Below are 17,042 nucleotides of genomic sequence, written 5' to 3'. Positions count from 1 at the left end.
CGGGAAAGCCCTAAAATGGCTTCCCGCCCATTTCAATCTTGAGAGAAGAAACGCTCCAAAACCAGAAAGAGAGCGGTAAATCTGAATTGCGAGGGAGAATGTAGATGAATCAAGGAAGAATTATTGTGATTACAGGTTCGCCGGGAACAGGAAAGACAACAACTGCGTCGATTGTCGCAAAAGAATCGAACATGGATAAATCTGTGCATATGCACACAGACGACTTTTTTCATTATTTAAGCAAAGGAGCAATACCGCCGCATTTACCAGAGTCCAACGAACAAAATTTAGTTGTCATTGAAGCCTTTTTAGAAGCTGCAAAGCGCTATGCCCGCGGCGGATATGATGTAATTGTAGATGGAATTGTCGGGCCGTGGTTTTTAGAACCATGGAGAGCCCTTGTTCGAGAAGATTATGAAGTACACTATATTGTTTTAAGAGCCAGTAAAGAAGAAACTATGAAACGAGCTGTGGAACGCTCAAAATTAGACAGAAAAACAAATGTTGAATTAGTAGAAACAATGTGGGAGCAATTTTGTAATTTGGGGATATATGAATCGAATGTTATAGAAACGACAACCTATTCTATCCAAGAGGCTGTTTTTGCAGTAAAAGAAAAAATTTCAAGTGGAGCCGCATTGCTATCTTAAACGATTTCTAAAAATCGAAATTTCATTTATCAGAGAAATAGCAAAGGCAGCCAAGCCAGTCAACGGTCAAAATGAACGGCGCATTTCATGCGCCGCCGTTGACAGTCCCGCCCGTCTTTGCAGATGGGCAATCAAGGAGGGAAAGCCCTAAAATGGCTTCCCGCCCATTTCATTATGAGAAAAGAAACGCTCCAAAATCAGAACGAGAGCGGCCAAGCACTTTGAGGGATTGGCCGCCTTGTCCACCCATTCAGCGGGACGGCGGGTGGCGGTCAAGGCCGGGTGTAAACCCGTTCATTTCAGCCTTGACGGTTGCCCGCTGTCCTGTTACTTTTCCGGGAGTGTAGCCACAACTTCGGGACACTTTGTCCACAAGTCGGAGCGTAGGACGAGGGACGGGGGCTTTCATATACGCCCAGTCTGCTGTTGAAACCAGACCTGTGCTTACGGCTCTACGCCACGCAAGCACAGCCCTGTTTTCCTGCCGCTTCAAATGCCCTTGCCCTCCCCGGCGGCAACGGCATTTTCACGGCAACGCCGACAGAGCGTATAACACACTACACTTTGCTTCGCAAAGTCGTGTGCCAAATGGGGGCGTTGCCCCCTTTGGAAACCCCCACAAGAAAAGGCGGTACGCTACCCCTCCACGGGGCGCATACCGCCTTTTCTTGTTATCCAGCCCTCCGGCTGTATCGGTTGAGCAAAAGTCAGCGTGGGATTGATGTGGTATCTTTATCTAAGTGAACCCCCGTGCTCCACGTAGGTGATGACGTCGGGGGCCTTGGCCAGCACCGCCTCCAGAGGGTAGTTGGGGATGGTGTGGATCAGCCGCCGGCCCGGGTTCTTGATGGGGGTGCAGTCCAGGCCCATGGCCTCAAAGAGCTCCACCGACTTGTCCTGAAGCCGCCCCTTGGTGAGGGCGATCCGTAAAGGCTCGCTCATAGCTCCACCCTCCTCTCGCTCCCGTTCTCCAGCACCAGCACGGCCTTTGCGCCCTTCTCCTTGGCCAGGGCGATGGTCTCCTCAACCTCACCTCGGGGGGAGAGCTCCACCGTCCCCGGCGCGGCGGCGTCCACCGCCGCCAGGGCCCGGCCCAGGTCGTCGGCGCCGTAGTGGATCAGGGTCTCCAGACGCGCCGTCGGCGCCTCCGGGAGGCAGCCGGCCACCGCGTCCACGTCCACGGCAAAGCCGGTGGCGGGGGCCGCCCGGCCGAAGGCCTCCACCAGGTTGTCGTACCGACCGCCGGAGAGGACGGCGTCCCCCGCCCCCTCTACATAGCCCCGGAAGACCACGCCGGTATAGTAGTCGATCTGGTGGACCATGCCCAGATCGAAGCGGATGTGGTCGCCATAGCCCGCCTTACAGAGGGCATTGTAGAGCTGCCGCAGGTAGACCAGCACGGCGCTGCCCCCGGCCAGCTCCTCGGCCTCGTCCAGCACCTCCGCCCCGCCGAAGAGGCGGGAGAGCCGCCGCAGGGCCTTGCAGGCTCCCTGCCCGGCGTAGGGCTCCAGCAGGTCATTGAGGGCGGCGAAGTTCTTGCCCTCGATGAGCAAGCGCATCTGCTCGATGACGGCGGCGGGCATATCCACCCGGCTGGCCAGATCCCGGAAAAAGCCCACATGGCCCAGCTCCACATGGTAGTCCTTCACGCCGCAGGCGCCCAGGGCGTCCACCGCCAGGGCCACCATCTCCAGGTCGGCCTTCCAGCCGGCGGCACCGATGAGCTCCACGCCGCACTGGGCGATCTCACTGCTGCCACCCTTGTGCTCCTGGCCGGAGCGGAATACAGTCTGGTCGTAAAAGAGCCGCTGGGGCAGGGGCAAAGCCTTCAGCTTGGTGGCCGCAACCCGGGCGATAGGGGTGGTGCAGTCGGGCCGCATCACCATGATCTTGCCGGAGCGGTCAATGATCTTGAGCATGCTCTCCTGGGGCATGGGGTTGCCCGACTGGAGGAAGAGGTCGTAGAACTCCACCTCCGGCGTGCTCACCTCGGCGTAGCCCCGCCGCTGAAAGAGCGCCGTCAGCTCCCGCTGGACCTGCCGCCGCTCCCGGCACTCGGCAAAGAGCCGGTCCCGGGTCCCCTCGGGGGTATTAATTGTATACAAGGGGGGTCCCCCTTTCCTGTAAAGTTACTTTCGTATAGTACCACGTTACTATGCTAAAGTCAACAACTTTTCCCTGTCCGCATAGGGACAGGGGAAAAGTCTTTCATAGGCGGACTGGGCCTTGTTTGAATGTAGGCAATATGCTCAGCGGCGCGGGATTTTGGCTGCTGGCAAGCAATTTTTTCGCGGGAATCCTGACGGATTTCAAGGAAAAATTGGGCAATCCAGCGGGCAAAAGGCCCGCCGATTGGGCGTGTTGACGATTTTCAAGCATGGCCTAGAATCCGTCAAACAGGGTCATTTGGCTGGTATCCGGCATGCCGGAAAGGGCGCCGCAGGACTTGAGCAGCTCGATATGGGCCTTAGTCACTTTGGGGCAGTCAAAAGAGAACTCCTCCACGGAGAGGTACTCCTTCCCCTTGCGCTGCTCCACGATGGAGACGGCCGCCGTCTCACCCAGGCCCGGAATGGCCATGAAGGGCGGGATGAGGGCCTTCTTCTCCTCGTCTACCTGGAAGCGCACCGCGTCCGACCGGTAGAGGCTCATAGGCTCAAAGGTGAAGCCCCGGATATAGAACTCGTAGACCACCTCCAGGGTGGTGAGCATATCCTGCTCCACGGCGGAGGCGTCCTTGTCCTTGACCCGGATCTCGTCCATCTTGGCCTTGGCCCGGTCCAGGCCCTGGCACATGACGGTGGCGTCGAAGGCCTTGGCCCGGATGGAGAAGTAGGCAGCGTAGAAGGCTAGGGGCCGGTGGACCTTGAACCAGGCGATGCGGAAGGCCATCATGACGTAGGCCACGGCGTGGGCCTTTGGGAACAGGTAGGCGATCTTCTTACAGGAGCCGATGTACCAGTCGGGGACGCCGTGCTCCCGCATCTCGTCCTCGGCCCCCTCGGGGAGGCCCCGGCCCTTTCGGACGGCCTCCATGATCTTGAAGGCCCGCTTCTCATTCATGCCGCAGGAGATGAGGTAGATCATAATATCGTCACGGCAGCCGATAGCCTGACCGACGGTGGCGGTGCCGGAGAGGATCAGATCCCGGGCGTTGCCCAACCATACATCGGTGCCGTGGGAGAAGCCGGACAGCCGCACCAGGATGTCGAACTCCGCCGGCTTGGTCTCCTCCAACATGCCCCGAACGAAAGAGGTGCCGAACTCCGGGATGGCGGTGGCACCGGTGGGGCCCAGGACCTTGTCGTCCTCATAGCCCAGGACCTTGGAGGTGATGAAAATGCTCCGGGTGTCCGGGTCGTCCAGGGGAATGGTCTTGGCGTCCATCCCCGTAAGGTCCTCCATCATGCGGATCATGGAGGGATCATCGTGTCCCAGCATGTCCAGCTTCAGGAGGTTGGACTCCATGGAGTGATATTCAAAGTGGGTGGTGATGATGTCGGTGTCGGTGTCGTCGGCGGGGTGTTGGACCGGACAGAAGTCGTAGATCTCTTTGTCCTGGGGGATGACCACCATGCCGCCGGGGTGCTGGCCGGTGGTCCGCTTGACCCCGGTACAGCCTTTGGCCAGCCGAAGCATCTCCGCCCGGGTGGCCGTCTTACCCCGCTCCTCCATGTACTTTTTCACGTAGCCAAAGGCGGTCTTTTCGGCCACGGTGCCGATGGTGCCCGCCCGGAACACGTGGGACTCGCCGAAAAGCTCAAAGGTGTGCTTGTGGGCGTTGGACTGGTACTCGCCGGAGAAGTTGAGGTCGATATCGGGGACCTTGTCGCCGCCGAAGCCCAGGAAGGTCTCGAAGGGGATGTTGAAGCCGTCCTTCTCGTACTTGGTGCCGCACACCGGGCAGACAGCGTCGGGCATATCGGCGCCGCAGCCCGCCCCCAGCGTCTTGGCCGTCTCGAAGTCGGCGTGCTTGCAGTTGGGGCAACGGTAGTGTGGCGGCAGGGCGTTGACCTCGGTGATGCCCGACATGAAGGCCACGATGGAGGAGCCCACCGAGCCACGGGAGCCCACCAGGTAGCCGTGGTCCAGGGAGTCCTGCACCAGCTTCTGGGCTGACATGTAAATGACGTCGTAGTGGCGCATGAGGATATCGTGGAGCTCAGTCTCGATGCGGTCCACCACGATCTGAGGCGGCTCCTCGCCGTAGAGGCGCTTGGCCTTGCCCCACACCAGGCGCTTGAGCTCCCCCTCCGAGTCCTCCAGCTTGGGGGCGAAGAGGCCGTTGGGCAAGGGGTTCAGGTCCCCGCACCAGGCGGCGATAAGGTGGGTGTTGTCCACCACCACCTCCCGGGCGGTCTCCTCCCCCAGGTAGGAAAATTCCCTCAGCATCTCGTCAGTGGTGCGGAAGTAAAGGGGATTGGGAGAATCGGCGTCCTCAAAGCCTTTTGTGTTGAGGAGGATGTGGCGGTAGATCTCATCCTCCGGGTCCAGGAAGTGGACGTCGCCGGTGGCCACCACCGGCTTGCCCATCTCACGCCCCAGCTCCACGATGGTGCGGTTGAAATCCCGCAGCTCCTCTTCGTCCCGGGCCAGGGTGCGGCCGGTCTTGTCAGGGCGGAGCATAAAGGCGTTGTTGCTGATGGGCTGGATCTCCAGGTAGTCGTACCAGGAGGCGATGCGCTTGAGCTCGGCCCAGGAGGCATGCCGGGCCACCGCCTGGAAGAGCTCCCCCGCCTCGCAGGCGGAGCCCATCAGCAGGCCCTCCCGGTTCTCGTCGATGAGGCTCTTGGGCATCACCGGATACTGCTTGCGCTGGAAATGCTCCAGGTGGGCCTTGGACACCAGCTTGTAGAGGTTGCGAAGCCCCGTCTGGTTCCGGGCCAGGACGATGAGATGACGGGCCCGCCGCTTGCCCTTGCGCTTCTGGTTTTGTCCCGCCACCCAACGGTTGATGGGCCCCAGGGAGTGGATGTCGTGGTCTTCCTCCAGCCGTTTGAAGAAGGGCACCAGCATGTAGGCCACGGTGGAGGCGTCGTCGGTGGCCCGGTGGTGGTTGAAGGCAGGGAGTCCCAGGTGACCGGCCACCACGTCCAGCTTGTGCTTGGAGAGCTGTGGCAGCAGGGCCTGGGCCAGGGGCAGGGTATCCACCGCCGTCACATCCAGGGGGATGCCCATGCGGCGGCAGCCCTCTGCGATGAAGCCCACGTCGAAGCCGGCGTTGTGGGCAGCCAGGGGCCGACCCTTCACGAAGTCCAGAAACTGCCGGATGGCCTCGGCCTGGCTGGGGGCCCCCTTCACCATGTCGTCGGTGATACCGGTGAGCTGGCTTACCTCATAAGGGATGGGCCGCTCCGGGTCCACGAAGGTGGAAAAAATCTCGTCGGTGACCTTGCCGTCCTTGTAGACCACGGCGCCGATCTCGGTGATGACGTCGTGGCGGGCGTCCAGGCCGGTGGTCTCCAGGTCGAAGCAGACATACTCCCCATGAAAATCGGCGTCCAGGTTGCCCCGGACGGCGGGCATGTCGTCCACATCGTTGATGAAATAGGCCTCCACGCCGAAGAGCATCTTGATGCCCGCCTTCTTGGCGGTGGAGTAGGCCGTGGGGAAGTCGTGGCAGACGCCGTGGTCGGTGATGGCAATGGCGGGGTGGCCCCAGGCCGCCGCCCGCTGGATCACCTTCTTGATGTCGGTGGTGGCGTCCATGGAGGACATTTTCGTATGTAGGTGGAGCTCCACACGCTTCTTCCCCGGGGCGGTGTCGGTGCGCTCGGGGGGACGCTCCCCCTCGGCGATGCCGGTGGGCTCGATCTGGAGCTCCCCCTGATAGGGGCTTACCCGGCCCTGGACAATGAGGTGCTGGCCCTCCTTCAGGGCCCCCGCCAGGGCCTTGCCCTCCTCCCCCACCAGGAACTTGGCCACCCGGATGGAGTTGGTCCGGTCGGTGATGTCGAAACGGACGATCCACGCCCCCCGCTTTTTCATCTCCACGTGGTCGGTGGCAAAGACATCGCCCTCAATGGTCACCATCTCGGTATCCAGGGTGATGTCGCTCATGGGGATGTGGCCAAATTTCTTTGTGATCTTCCCGAAGAGGAGCTTGCTGCCCCCCTTCTCCTTCTTCTTTTCACTGGGCGTCGCCGGTTTGATGTGCTTCAGCGCCTCCTGGCGGATGCGCTCGGTGCGGCGGAAAACCTCCATGGGGTCCACCTCCGTCGGGGCAGAGGGAGCTGGTGCCACGAAAGCCGTGGCCTCCGGGATGGTCGGTTCTTCCATCGGGGCGGGAGCGTCCACCTCCGGGGGCATGTCAGCCTCCGTGGGCATAGGCACCTCCTCCGACGGCATATCGGCCTCCGTGGGCATAGGCACCTCCTCCGACGGCATATCGGCCTCCGTGGGCATAGGCACCTCCTCCGACGGCATATCGGCCTCCGTGGGCAGGGGCGCCTCCTCCCAGGGGGGCAGGTCGTCCGCCGGACCCTCTACCGGGGCAGGCGTCTCTACGGTGAGGCTGAGGCGGGCGCTGCTCAGGCTGTAGACCGCCGCCAGCTCCGCTGACACCCGGTCCAGCACCCCGTCGGGAACGGGCCGGGGACCGGTGAGCTCCGCCTGGAGGCTGCGGCTGCCCTTGTCAATGACGGCAGAGCACACCGACGTCTCCCCCATGGGGCGTCTCAGCTCCGCCGGCGGGCTCCAGGCGGAAAAGAGGGTGAAAAATGGGATCTTGTCAGGCATGGTCGCTTCGGCTCCTTCTCCGGGGGTTTTTCAGGTTCACAGGGACTCGATCAGGCGGAAGAGCTCGTCCACCAGCTCCTCCTGGGGTACTTTTTTCACGATCTCTCCCTTGCGGAAGAGGAGGCCCACGCCGTCGCCGCCGGCGATGCCCACGTCGGCCTCCCGGGCCTCCCCGGGTCCGTTGACTACGCAGCCCATGACGGCCACGGTGATGGGCTTATGGACCGTGCGCAACCGCTCCTCAACCTCGTTGGCCAGGCCGATGAGGTCGATCCTGGTCCGGCCGCAGGTGGGGCAGGAGATGAGCTCGGGGGCGTCCTTCCGGAGGCCCACCACCCGCAGGATGTCCTGGGCAGCGTAGACCTCCTCCACCGGGTCGGCGGAGAGGGACACCCGGATGGTGTCGCCGATGCCCAGGGCCAGCAGGCCACCGATGCCCACAGCGGATTTCAGGATACCCATGCGGGGCGTCCCCGCCTCTGTTAGGCCCACGTGGAGGGGATAGTCGCTCTCGTCGGCCATCTTCCGGTAGGCGGCGATGGTGCCGGGGACGCTGGAGGTCTTGAGAGAGACGCAGATGTCGTCAAAGTCCCAGCGGTTGAGCAGTTTAATGTGGCCGAAGGCCGACTCCACCAGGGCCTCGGGGGTGGGACCGCCGTACTTGGCCAGCAGCTCCTTTTCCAGGGAGCCGCCGTTGACACCGATGCGGATGGGGATGCCCTTTCCGGCGCAGGCCTGGGCCACCGCCTTCACCCGGTCGGCGTCGCCGATGTTGCCCGGGTTGATGCGCACGGCGTCGGCCCCGGCGGCCACCGACTCCAGGGCCAGCTTATAGTCGAAGTGGATATCCACCACCAGAGGGATGTGGATGCGCTCACGGATGGCGCCCACCGCCTTTGCCGCCGCCAGGTCGGGCACCGCCACCCGGATGATCTCGCACCCCGCCTCCTCCAGGCGGAGAATCTGGGCCACGGTGGCCTCCACGTCATCGGTGCGGGTGTTGCACATGGACTGGACGGTCACGGGGGCGCCGCCGCCCACGGGCACACCGCCCACCAGGATCTGTTTGCTCATAAGTACGCTTCCTCCCCATAAACAGGTATGGCCGGCGGGTGGAAAACCACCCGCCGGCTGGCACTCATATTCAGGTCACGATGCGGACCACATCGTTGAAGGCCACCACCACCATGAGCAGCAACAGGAGAACAAAGCCGGCCATGTGGATATAGCCCTCGTATTTGGGGTCCAGCTTCCGGCGGGTCACCAGTGTAAAGATCCAGTTCACCACCAGGAAGAAGATCCGGCCGCCATCCAGGGCGGGGATGGGCAGCAGGTTCATCACCGCCAGGTTGATGGCGATGAAGGCGGACAGGTTGAGGATGCTGAAGAGGGCGCCCACCAGGGGGGACCCGCCGCTCTCCGCCGCCGCCTGAGCCCCCTCCTCTCCGGCCTGGCCCATGACGTCCATGATGCCGATGACGCCGGACATGTCCTTCACTCCGGCCTTGCCGGTAAAGAGGTCCACCAGACTCAGGCGGACCATACGCACCATGTCCAAAGAGGTGTACCAGCTCTGCTGGATGCGCACCAGGGGGGTGGCCTCCTCCACGGCAAAGGTGAGGCCGTACATCATCCTGGTCTCGCCTTCATAGTCATACTCCCTGGGGACCAGGGGGAAGTCGTTCAGGACGAGCTTCTCCCCATCCCGCAGGACCACCAGGTCCATGGGCTTTCCCCCAGCCCGGGAGAAAAAGAGGTCGATGTCGTTTTTGGAGTAGATCCGCTCCCCATTCACCGACAGGATGCGGTCCCCCACCATGAGGCCGTTTGTCCCCTCGTTGGGGAAGCCGTCCATGAACCCGGCGATGACCGGGGTGACAAAGCCCGCCGCCTGGCTGTAAACCACAATGAGCAGCACCAGTCCGGTGAGGAAATTCATAAAGGAACCGGCCACCAGGACGATGAACTTCTTCCAGCCGGGCTTGTTGGAGAAGCTGCCCGGGTCATCGGTGGCCTCGTCCTCCCCCTCCATGGCGCAGAAGCCCCCAATGGGGATGGCTCGGAGGGAGTACTGGGTCTCCCCTTTTGTGGCGGACCACAGCAGGGGCCCCATACCGATGGCGAACTCGTTGACCCGCACCCCCAGAAGCTTGGCGGTGATGAAGTGGCCGAACTCGTGGAGGGCGATGAGGATGCCAAAGACAACGATGGCGATGAGGATATAGAGCATATGGTTCTCCTTACTGGTTTTCCATGACGGCCGCGCGGGCTGCCTGATCGGCCTGGAAGATCTGCTCCAGATCCGGAGACTGGACCGCCGGGACCCGTTCCATGGCCAGTGCCACCTGCCAGGCAATGTCCATGAAGCCGATGCGCCGGTCCAGGAAAAGACCCACCGCCGCCTCGTTGGCCCCGTTGAGGATGGCCGTGGCGGTGCCGCCGGCGCGGGCGGCCTCCAGGGCCAGGGCCAGACAGGGGAAGGCCTCCGGGTCGGGAGCCTGGAAGGTGAGGCTGGGACACTGCAGCAGGTCCAGAGGCTCCGCCGGGCCTGGGGCGCGCTCCGGCCAGGTGAGGGCGTACTGAATGGGCAGGCGCATATCCGCCGCCCCCAGCTGGGCCAGCACCGCATTATCACAGTATTCCACCAGGGAGTGGACTATACTCTCCCGGTGGACCACAATGGAAATTTTTTCGGGGGGCAGCTCATAGAGCCGCATGGCCTCAATGAACTCCAGGCCCTTGTTCATGAGGGTGGCCGAGTCCACGGTGATCTTGGCTCCCATAGCCCAGTTGGGGTGCTTGAGGGCCTGCTCCAGGGTGACCCCCTCCAGCTCCTCCCGGCTCCGGCCGAAGAAGGGCCCGCCGGAGGCGGTGAGGATGAGGCGCTTGACCTCCCCCCGGTCCTTACAGCCCTGAAGGCACTGAAAGATGGCCGAGTGCTCCGAATCCACGGGGACGATCTCGGCACCCCAGCGCCGGGCCTCCGCCATGACCAGCTCGCCGGCACACACCATGGTCTCCTTGTTGGCCAGGGCGATGCGCTTGCCCGCCCGGATGGCGGCCAGGGTGGGCCGCAGTCCGGCGATGCCCACCACGGCGGTGACCACCGTATCGGCCGAGGGCAGGGCGGCGGCCTCCAGGAGCCCCTCCTCCCCGGAGAGGACCCGGACGGAGGTGTCCGCCAGTCGGGTCTTCAGATCGGCAGCGGCCACCTCGTCCACGCACACTGCAAGCTCCGGCCGGAATTGCCGAGCCTGCTCCTCCAACAGCTTGATGCTGTGGTGGGCGGTGATGGCTCGAACAGGCAGGTCCAGAGCGGCGGCCACATTCAGGGTCTGCCGGCCGATGGAGCCGGTGGAGCCCAGGAGGGAAATGCTTCTCTTCTCCATGGGTCAGCCTCCCTGGATGGCGGGCAGGAAGTGGACTAGGATCTCAATGAGGGGTGCGCAGAAGATCACACTGTCGAACCGGTCCAGCACACCGCCGTGGCCGGGGAAGATGTTGCCGAAATCCTTCAGGCCATACTGCCGTTTGATATAGGAGAAGGACAGGTCGCCGATCTGGGAGACCAGGCTGCCCAGGGCGCCATAGATGGCGAAGATCACATAGCTCACCCTGAGCTGGAAACCGAACTGCATCACCGCCCCGTAGATGAGGCAGCACACGATGGAGCCCACGAAGCCGCCCACGGCCCCCTCCACCGTCTTTTTGGGGGAGAGCTCGGGAGCCAGCTTGTGCTTGCCGAAGGCCATGCCCGCAAAGAGAGCGAAGGCGTCGCTGGTAAAGGCGGCCACCAGGGGAATGAGGATGAGGTAGTCCCCCAAAGGTTGATGGTCCAGCCGGACGAAGGAGGAGAGAAAATAGGGGATGAGCATGGCGAAGAAGAAGGACCCACCCATTTTCTCCAGGGTCACGGTATAGTGGCTGGAGATGGCCACCACAAAGATGAGCAGGAAGTAGAGGAAGATGCCTACCAGGGCCGAGCGCATACCCTCACCGATAAAGACCCAGAAGGGGATGACACCGGATAGGGCGATGGAGAGGGCGGAAATCTTGGGGTTCTTGACAAAGCCCGTGGACCAGAGCACCTCGTGAACAGCCACCATAGAGAGGGCCGAGATCATGATGGGCAGGAAGATGGGCGGCAGCAGGAAAAAGATCACAAAGATGAGTGGGATACACACCACCGCCACCATAATACGTTTACCCATGGGTCACACGCCTCCAAACCGGCGGGAGCGCCCCTGATAGGCCGCCAGCGCCTTGTTCAGTTCTTCCTTGGTAAAATCAGGCCAGAGCACGTCGGTAAAGTAGAATTCGGCATAGGCCGACTGCCAAAGCAGGAAGTTGGAAATCCGGATCTCCCCACTGGGCCGGATGACCAGGTCGGGGTCTGGGACACCGGCGGAGAAGAGGTACGAGCCAAAGGCCTCCTCGGTCAGGTCTCCCGGCTTCTTGTCGCCCCGGACACACTCCTCCGCGAAGGCTTTCACCGCCCGCAGCACCTCGTCCCGACCGCCGTAGTTCAGGCAGATGTTCACCTGGCAGCCCTCATAGTGGGTGGAGATCTCCTCCGTCCGACGGCACAGGGCCTGAAGCTCCGGGTCCAGGGGGGAAATATCGCCGAAAAAGCGCATCTTCACCCGGTCCCGCTCCATGCGGCTGATGGCCTCCAACAGATACTTCTTCAAAAGGCCCATGATGGCGGAGACCTCCTCCGCCGGACGCTTCCAGTTCTCCGTGGAGAAGGCATACACCGTCAGATACTCCAGGCCGATGTCCTTGCAGTAGGTGGCGATGGTACGAAAATTCTCGGCGCCGGCAGCGTGGCCCGCCGTGCGGGGAAGCCCCCTCTTTTTTGCCCAGCGGCCGTTGCCGTCCATGATGATGGCCACGTGGCGGGGCAGGTGGTCAAAATCCACCTGGTCTGCCGCCGCGGGTCTACGTTTCAAAAAGGCCATGTCAGCCTCCTAAATCCATTACTCGTGCCAACTCCCCGCCCCGCGGACGGGACGGGGAGCCAGTAAAGATGTGCGGGGCGCACAGCGCCCCGCACCTATCATGTCCAAAAGGTTCGGGCGTTACACCGCCATGAGCTCCTTCTCCTTCTTGGCGGAGAGGTCATCCAGCTCCTTGCAGCGCTTGTCGGTCAAGTCCTGGAGCTCCTTCTCAAACTCCTTGCAGTCGTCCTCGGTGATCTCGGACTTCTTCTGCTTGGCCTTGAGCTTATCCATAGCGTCCCGGCGGATGTTCCGGATGGCCACCTTGCCGTTTTCGGCATACTTCTTCACCTGCTTGGTGAGCTCCTTACGGCGCTCCTCGGTGAGCTGGGGGAAGCCTAGCCGAATGGAACTGCCGTCGTTCTGGGGGTTGATGCCCAGATCGGAGGTCTGGATGGCCTTCTCGATGGCCTTCAGAATGGAGGCATCCCAGGGCTTGATGAGCAGGCTCCGGGGATCGGGAGAGGAAATGGCGGCCACCTGGTTGATGGGGGTGGGGCTGCCGTAGTAGTCCACAGTGATCTTATCCAGGACGGCGGCGTTGGCGCGACCGGCCCGGACGCTGGCGAAGTCGGAGATCACTACCTCCACGGTCTTCTGCATCTTTACGTCGTATTCCTTCAGGATCTCGTTCATCTCACTTCTCCTCCTTGACGATGGTGCCCACCTTCTCGCCCATGACCACCCGGTAAATGTTCTCGGGGTCCTTCAGGGCGAAGAGGATGACAGGGATCTTGTTATCCATGGACAGGGATGTGGCGGTGGAGTCCATCACCTCCAGGTGCTGGGCCAACACATCATCGTAGCTGATGCTGTCGTACTTTACCGCCGTGGGGTCCTTTCTGGGGTCGGCGCTGTACACGCCGTCGATGTTCTTGGCCAGCAGGATGGCGTCGGCATCGATCTCCGCCGCACGCAGCACTGCCGCGGTGTCAGTGGAGAAGAACGGATTGCCGGTGCCGCAGCCGAAGATGACTACCCGGCCCTTTTCCATATGGCGAATGGCCTTAGAGCGGATGTAGGGCTCGGCCACCGAGCGCATCTCGATGGCAGTCTGGACCCGGACATCCACGCCCTTCTGCTCCAGCACGTCGGCAATGGCCAGGGCGTTGATGGCGGTGGCCAGCATACCCATGTGGTCGGCCCGGGTGCGCTCCATCCGGTCGCCGCCGTCCTTCACGCCGCGCCAGAAGTTGCCGCCACCCACCACAATGCCCACCTGGACACCGGCTTCATTACATTTTTTGATCACGTCGCAGACTCTGCCGATGACGTCAAAGTCCAGCCCACGGCTGGCGTCTCCGGCCAGGGCCTCACCGCTGACTTTCAGCAGGATGCGCTTATACTGCGGTTCAGGCATAGAGAATATCCCCTTCCGTATCCTTATATTCCTGGGCCGCGTCCGGATTCGTCCCGGCACGGCGCAACAGCCCACGGACAGAGCCGCGGCGCAGTTTACTCAGTCGTACCTATTTTAATATAACTTTTCCCTTTTGCATAGGGGGGCAGTCAGATTTTTTAAAATTTATACACATATCAAATCTCTCTGCCATTTCCCTCTTTCCCACCGCTGCAATCTATATTATAATGGTCTTGGTCAAACCGTTCGTGTGCAGGAAAGGAGGCAAACTCTATGCTGATTGGTATCCCTATGGAAGTCAAGCCCCAGGAGTTCCGCGTCGCCCTCACCCCTGCCGGTACCGATGCCCTGGTACGGGCAGGCCATCGAGTGGTGGTCCAGAACAGTGCCGGTCTGGGCAGCGGCTTTACTGACGAGGAGTACATCGACGCCGGAGCCCAGATCTGCGACGACCCGGAGGAGATCTTCCGTATGGCTGACATGATCGTCAAGGTCAAAGAGCCCCAAGAGGAGGAGTATGCCCTTCTCCGTCCCGGACAAACGCTGTTTACCTACCTTCACCTGGCTCCAAATCGTGCACTGACCCGGGCCATGCTGGAAAGCCGGGTAACCGGCATCGCCTATGAGACTGTCCAACTCGCCGACGGCTCCCTGCCTCTTTTGGCCCCAATGAGCGAGGTTGCCGGGCGCATGTCCATTCAGGTTGGTGCCCGTCTGCTAGAGCAGACCACCGGCGGCCGGGGCGTGCTTCTGGGCGGCGTCCCCGGTGTGGAGAGCGCCCATGTGGCGGTCATCGGCGGCGGCACCGTAGGAACCAACGCTGTGAAGATGGCCGTGGGCCTAGGCGCTCAGGTAACGGTGGTAGACGTGTCCATCGAGCGGCTCACCTACCTGGATGACCTCTTCCAGGGCCGTGTTATCACTTTGGCCTCCAACCCCTACAACATCGCCAGAGCCACCCAATGGGCCGATCTGGTGGTGGGCGCGGTCCTCATTCCCGGCGGTGCCATCGCTCCCCGGCTCATTACCGAGGAGATGGTACGGCAGATGCGACCCGGCTCTGTCATCATCGACGTAGCCGTGGACCAGGGTGGCATCGTGGAGACCATCGACCACACCACCACCCACCAGGACCCAACCTACGTCAAGCATGGGGTCATTCACTACGCGGTGAGCAACATGCCTGGCGCTGTCCCCCGCACCTCCACCTTTGCCCTCACCAATGCCACCCTGCCCTACATCCGGTCCATCGCCGACCACGGCGCCGAAGAGACCATGCGGCTGGACCCCACCCTCCGCAAGGGCTTGAATACCTACATGGGCAAGCTGACGCTTCCATCCGTGGGAGAGATCCAGGGACTTCCCTCCATCCCCTCTGAAGCGCTGTTCTGAACAAAAATCCCCGTGTCGGGACACGAAAAGGGCCGGGCACCTGTGGTGCCCGGCCCTTTCACGCGCCGAACGGTGCGGACAGCCCACGGACAGGAACAGGAGGACTTCGCCGCAAGTGGTCTTCTTTATACAATAAGGCACCCGTCTGCCTAAGACAGACCAGTGCTTCTATATAGCAAAAGGGCTTTGGACGCCATCGCCCAAAGCCGACCCGCTGGTAATAAATTGTCTCTATCAGCAAAAAAGCCACACCTTCCGGTGCGGTTTTCTTGGTACAAGGCTTACCGCTCACTCACGGTCCGCTCCTCGCTGCCGCCAAAGATCAGATCATCCACATCCAGGGGCTTCACGCGAACATTTTCCACTGCACATACCTCCTTCCCGGTTGTTTGAAGTTAGTATAGCAGTCCGATGGTAAAAAAGCAAGAGAACTATGTGGATATTTCATAAATTTTATGTAAATAAATTGTTAATTATGCCGAATTTCATCAACCAACTCTGGAAAATCCCCTCTTGCAAAATATGAGTGCCCATGTTATAATAATAAAGTCCCTCTGAGATGCAGGTGTAGTTCAATGGCAGAACGTCAGCTTCCCAAGCTGAACACGAGGGTTCGATTCCCTTCACCTGCTCCATTCAAAAAATCCCGCAGCCGTAATGGCTGCGGGATTTTTTATTCCCAACGGTTTCATAACCTCAGCTTATCTGCATTTCCGTCTCCGCCAGAGATGACCCAGAGGTCAAGAAGACGGACAAATACACACGGATTACACTCAGAAAGTGCACAGCGGAATAATGCTGTATTTCGCCATGTCACAAAGACACCTCATCTCCCTTAGGTCTCCAAAAAATAAGGAGCCCAGGGTAATCATTACGATTACCTTGGACTCCTTCGAGTCATGATTGAGTGGTCAATAAGGCTAAGATGCAGGGGATGGCCTCAACAATTACTTGCCCAGCTGCTTGGCGATCTCCTCAGCGAAGTTCTCCTGCTTCTTCTCGATGCCCTCACCCTTCTCGAAGCGGACAGCATTCTTGAAGGTGATGGTGCCGCCCAGAGCCTTGGCGGAAGAAGCGATATACTGTTCCACGCTCATGCTGTTGTCCTTGACGAACTCCTGCTGCAGCAGGCAGTTCTCAGCGTAGAACTTGTTGAGCTTACCCATGACGATCTTCTCACGGACCTGCTCGGGCTTGGAGGCCATCTTGGGGTCGTTGGCCATCTGGACCATCATGATCTTCTTCTCCTCGTCCAGCACGTCCTGGGTGACCTGAGTCTTGTCCCAGAAGCGGGGATTCAGAGCGGCGATCTGCATGGCCACGTCCTTACCCACGGTCTCCACCTGCTCGGCAGAGAGGCTGGTCTCCAGGTTCACCAGCACGCCGATCTTGCCGCCGGCGTGGATGTAGGGCACGCACACACCCTCGGTGAAGAAAGCAAAGCGGCGGACCTTGATGTTCTCGCCGATGACCAGAACCATCTCCTGCTGCTGCTGAGTGACGGTGAGATCGGTGCCGGCATACTTGCACTCCATGAGGGCGTCCAGGTCGGCAGGCTTGTTGGCCACGACGGTGGCGGCCACACCCTTGACGAAGTCCACGAACTTCTCGTTCTTGGCCACGAAGTCGGTCTCGGCGTTGACCTCGACCACCACGCCCACACCGTCGATAACGGCGGCGTAAGCCATACCCTCGGCGGCGATACGGCCAGCCTTCTTCTGGGAAGCGGCCAGGCCCTTCTCACGCAGCAGCTCCACAGCCTTGTCCATGTTTCCGTCGGCCTCGGTGAGGGCCTTCTTGCAGTCCATCATACCCACGCCGGTCATCTCGCGCAGAGTCTGCACGTCTTTTGCAGTAAAAGCCATATCAATAACCTCCATATATTTCTTTTCTTCTGTAAAA

General features: G+C 61.0%; 13 protein-coding genes and 1 tRNA gene. 3 read left to right on the top strand and 11 right to left on the bottom strand.

Annotated elements, in window-relative coordinates; translation table 11 throughout:
• Positions 1–104 precede the first annotated feature (104 nt).
• Positions 105–650 carry an AAA family ATPase gene (locus ACTNBK_RS01980; protein WP_002578721.1) on the top strand — a complete coding sequence of 182 codons (546 nt, stop codon included), beginning with the start codon at positions 105–107 and terminating at the stop codon, positions 648–650.
• Positions 651–1,382: 732 nt separating this feature from the next.
• Here ACTNBK_RS01980 and ACTNBK_RS01975 read toward each other — a convergent pair.
• From ACTNBK_RS01975 to pyrH, 10 genes are all read right to left on the bottom strand, one after another.
• The gene (locus ACTNBK_RS01975) at positions 1,383–1,592 is read right to left on the bottom strand and encodes a hypothetical protein (RefSeq protein ID WP_441143131.1); all 210 of its coding nucleotides are present in this window, start codon (positions 1,590–1,592) and stop codon (positions 1,383–1,385) included.
• On the bottom strand, positions 1,589–2,755 hold the full coding sequence (gene hisZ / locus ACTNBK_RS01970; protein ID WP_441143129.1) for an ATP phosphoribosyltransferase regulatory subunit: 1,167 nt from the start codon (positions 2,753–2,755) through the stop codon (positions 1,589–1,591). The genes ACTNBK_RS01975 and hisZ overlap by 4 nt, the downstream gene beginning before the upstream one ends.
• A gap of 277 nt (positions 2,756–3,032) precedes the next feature.
• A complete protein-coding gene (locus ACTNBK_RS01965; RefSeq protein ID WP_441143127.1) occupies positions 3,033–7,388 on the bottom strand; it encodes a PolC-type DNA polymerase III in 4,356 nt (1,451 codons plus the stop codon).
• A 36-nt stretch (positions 7,389–7,424) separates the two neighbouring features.
• A complete protein-coding gene (ispG, locus tag ACTNBK_RS01960; RefSeq protein ID WP_441143125.1) occupies positions 7,425–8,462 on the bottom strand; it encodes a flavodoxin-dependent (E)-4-hydroxy-3-methylbut-2-enyl-diphosphate synthase in 1,038 nt (345 codons plus the stop codon).
• A 70-nt stretch (positions 8,463–8,532) separates the two neighbouring features.
• The gene (locus ACTNBK_RS01955) at positions 8,533–9,618 is read right to left on the bottom strand and encodes a M50 family metallopeptidase (RefSeq protein ID WP_441143123.1); all 1,086 of its coding nucleotides are present in this window, start codon (positions 9,616–9,618) and stop codon (positions 8,533–8,535) included.
• 10 nt (positions 9,619–9,628) lie between these two features.
• Positions 9,629–10,777 (bottom strand): 1-deoxy-D-xylulose-5-phosphate reductoisomerase, encoded by a 1,149-nt coding sequence (locus ACTNBK_RS01950; RefSeq protein WP_441143121.1) that lies wholly within the window; start codon positions 10,775–10,777, stop codon positions 9,629–9,631.
• A gap of 3 nt (positions 10,778–10,780) precedes the next feature.
• Positions 10,781–11,599, bottom strand: a complete 819-nt coding sequence (locus ACTNBK_RS01945; RefSeq protein ID WP_441143119.1) for a phosphatidate cytidylyltransferase — start codon at positions 11,597–11,599, stop codon at positions 10,781–10,783.
• A gap of 3 nt (positions 11,600–11,602) precedes the next feature.
• Entirely contained in the window at positions 11,603–12,349 is a 747-nt protein-coding gene (locus ACTNBK_RS01940; protein WP_441143117.1) for an isoprenyl transferase, read from the bottom strand.
• A 120-nt stretch (positions 12,350–12,469) separates the two neighbouring features.
• Entirely contained in the window at positions 12,470–13,024 is a 555-nt protein-coding gene (gene frr / locus ACTNBK_RS01935; protein WP_441143115.1) for a ribosome recycling factor, read from the bottom strand.
• A 1-nt stretch (position 13,025) separates the two neighbouring features.
• Entirely contained in the window at positions 13,026–13,748 is a 723-nt protein-coding gene (gene pyrH, locus ACTNBK_RS01930) for a UMP kinase (protein ID WP_227604578.1), read from the bottom strand.
• Positions 13,749–14,021: 273 nt separating this feature from the next.
• On the opposite strand from pyrH, the gene ald reads away from it, so the two are divergent.
• Both ald and ACTNBK_RS01920 read left to right on the top strand, forming a co-directional pair.
• Complete coding sequence (ald, locus tag ACTNBK_RS01925) at positions 14,022–15,140, top strand: alanine dehydrogenase (RefSeq protein ID WP_441143112.1); 1,119 nt, start codon at positions 14,022–14,024, stop codon at positions 15,138–15,140.
• A gap of 561 nt (positions 15,141–15,701) precedes the next feature.
• Positions 15,702–15,775, top strand: a tRNA-Gly gene (locus ACTNBK_RS01920).
• 312 nt (positions 15,776–16,087) lie between these two features.
• On the opposite strand, the gene tsf is transcribed toward ACTNBK_RS01920, so the two are convergent.
• Complete coding sequence (gene tsf / locus ACTNBK_RS01915) at positions 16,088–17,005, bottom strand: translation elongation factor Ts (protein ID WP_441143110.1); 918 nt, start codon at positions 17,003–17,005, stop codon at positions 16,088–16,090.
• Between the last annotated feature and the right edge of the window lie 37 nt (positions 17,006–17,042).

Origin of the sequence: Intestinimonas sp. HCP28S3_D6 (assembly GCF_052065695.1) — a bacterium.
GTDB lineage: Bacteria > Bacillota > Clostridia > Oscillospirales > Oscillospiraceae > Intestinimonas.
The sequence above is the reverse complement of the archived record's forward strand: the minus strand, read 5'-3'. Positions and strand labels throughout refer to the sequence as shown.

Bases quoted from the DNA above. Each gene is read 5' to 3' on its own strand.
- ACTNBK_RS01955 (WP_441143123.1), bottom strand. From the start codon at position 9,618: ATGCTCTATATCCTCATCGCCATCGTTGTCTTTGGCATCCTCATCGCC.
- ispG (WP_441143125.1), bottom strand. From the start codon at position 8,462: ATGAGCAAACAGATCCTGGTGGGCGGTGTGCCCGTGGGCGGCGGCGCC.
- frr (WP_441143115.1), bottom strand. From the start codon at position 13,024: ATGAACGAGATCCTGAAGGAATACGACGTAAAGATGCAGAAGACCGTG.
- ACTNBK_RS01940 (WP_441143117.1), bottom strand. From the start codon at position 12,349: ATGGCCTTTTTGAAACGTAGACCCGCGGCGGCAGACCAGGTGGATTTT.
- ACTNBK_RS01945 (WP_441143119.1), bottom strand. From the start codon at position 11,599: ATGGGTAAACGTATTATGGTGGCGGTGGTGTGTATCCCACTCATCTTT.
- ACTNBK_RS01965 (WP_441143127.1), bottom strand. From the start codon at position 7,388: ATGCCTGACAAGATCCCATTTTTCACCCTCTTTTCCGCCTGGAGCCCG.
- ACTNBK_RS01980 (WP_002578721.1), top strand. From the start codon at position 105: ATGAATCAAGGAAGAATTATTGTGATTACAGGTTCGCCGGGAACAGGA.
- pyrH (WP_227604578.1), bottom strand. From the start codon at position 13,748: ATGCCTGAACCGCAGTATAAGCGCATCCTGCTGAAAGTCAGCGGTGAG.
- ACTNBK_RS01975 (WP_441143131.1), bottom strand. From the start codon at position 1,592: ATGAGCGAGCCTTTACGGATCGCCCTCACCAAGGGGCGGCTTCAGGAC.
- tsf (WP_441143110.1), bottom strand. From the start codon at position 17,005: ATGGCTTTTACTGCAAAAGACGTGCAGACTCTGCGCGAGATGACCGGC.
- ACTNBK_RS01950 (WP_441143121.1), bottom strand. From the start codon at position 10,777: ATGGAGAAGAGAAGCATTTCCCTCCTGGGCTCCACCGGCTCCATCGGC.
- ald (WP_441143112.1), top strand. From the start codon at position 14,022: ATGCTGATTGGTATCCCTATGGAAGTCAAGCCCCAGGAGTTCCGCGTC.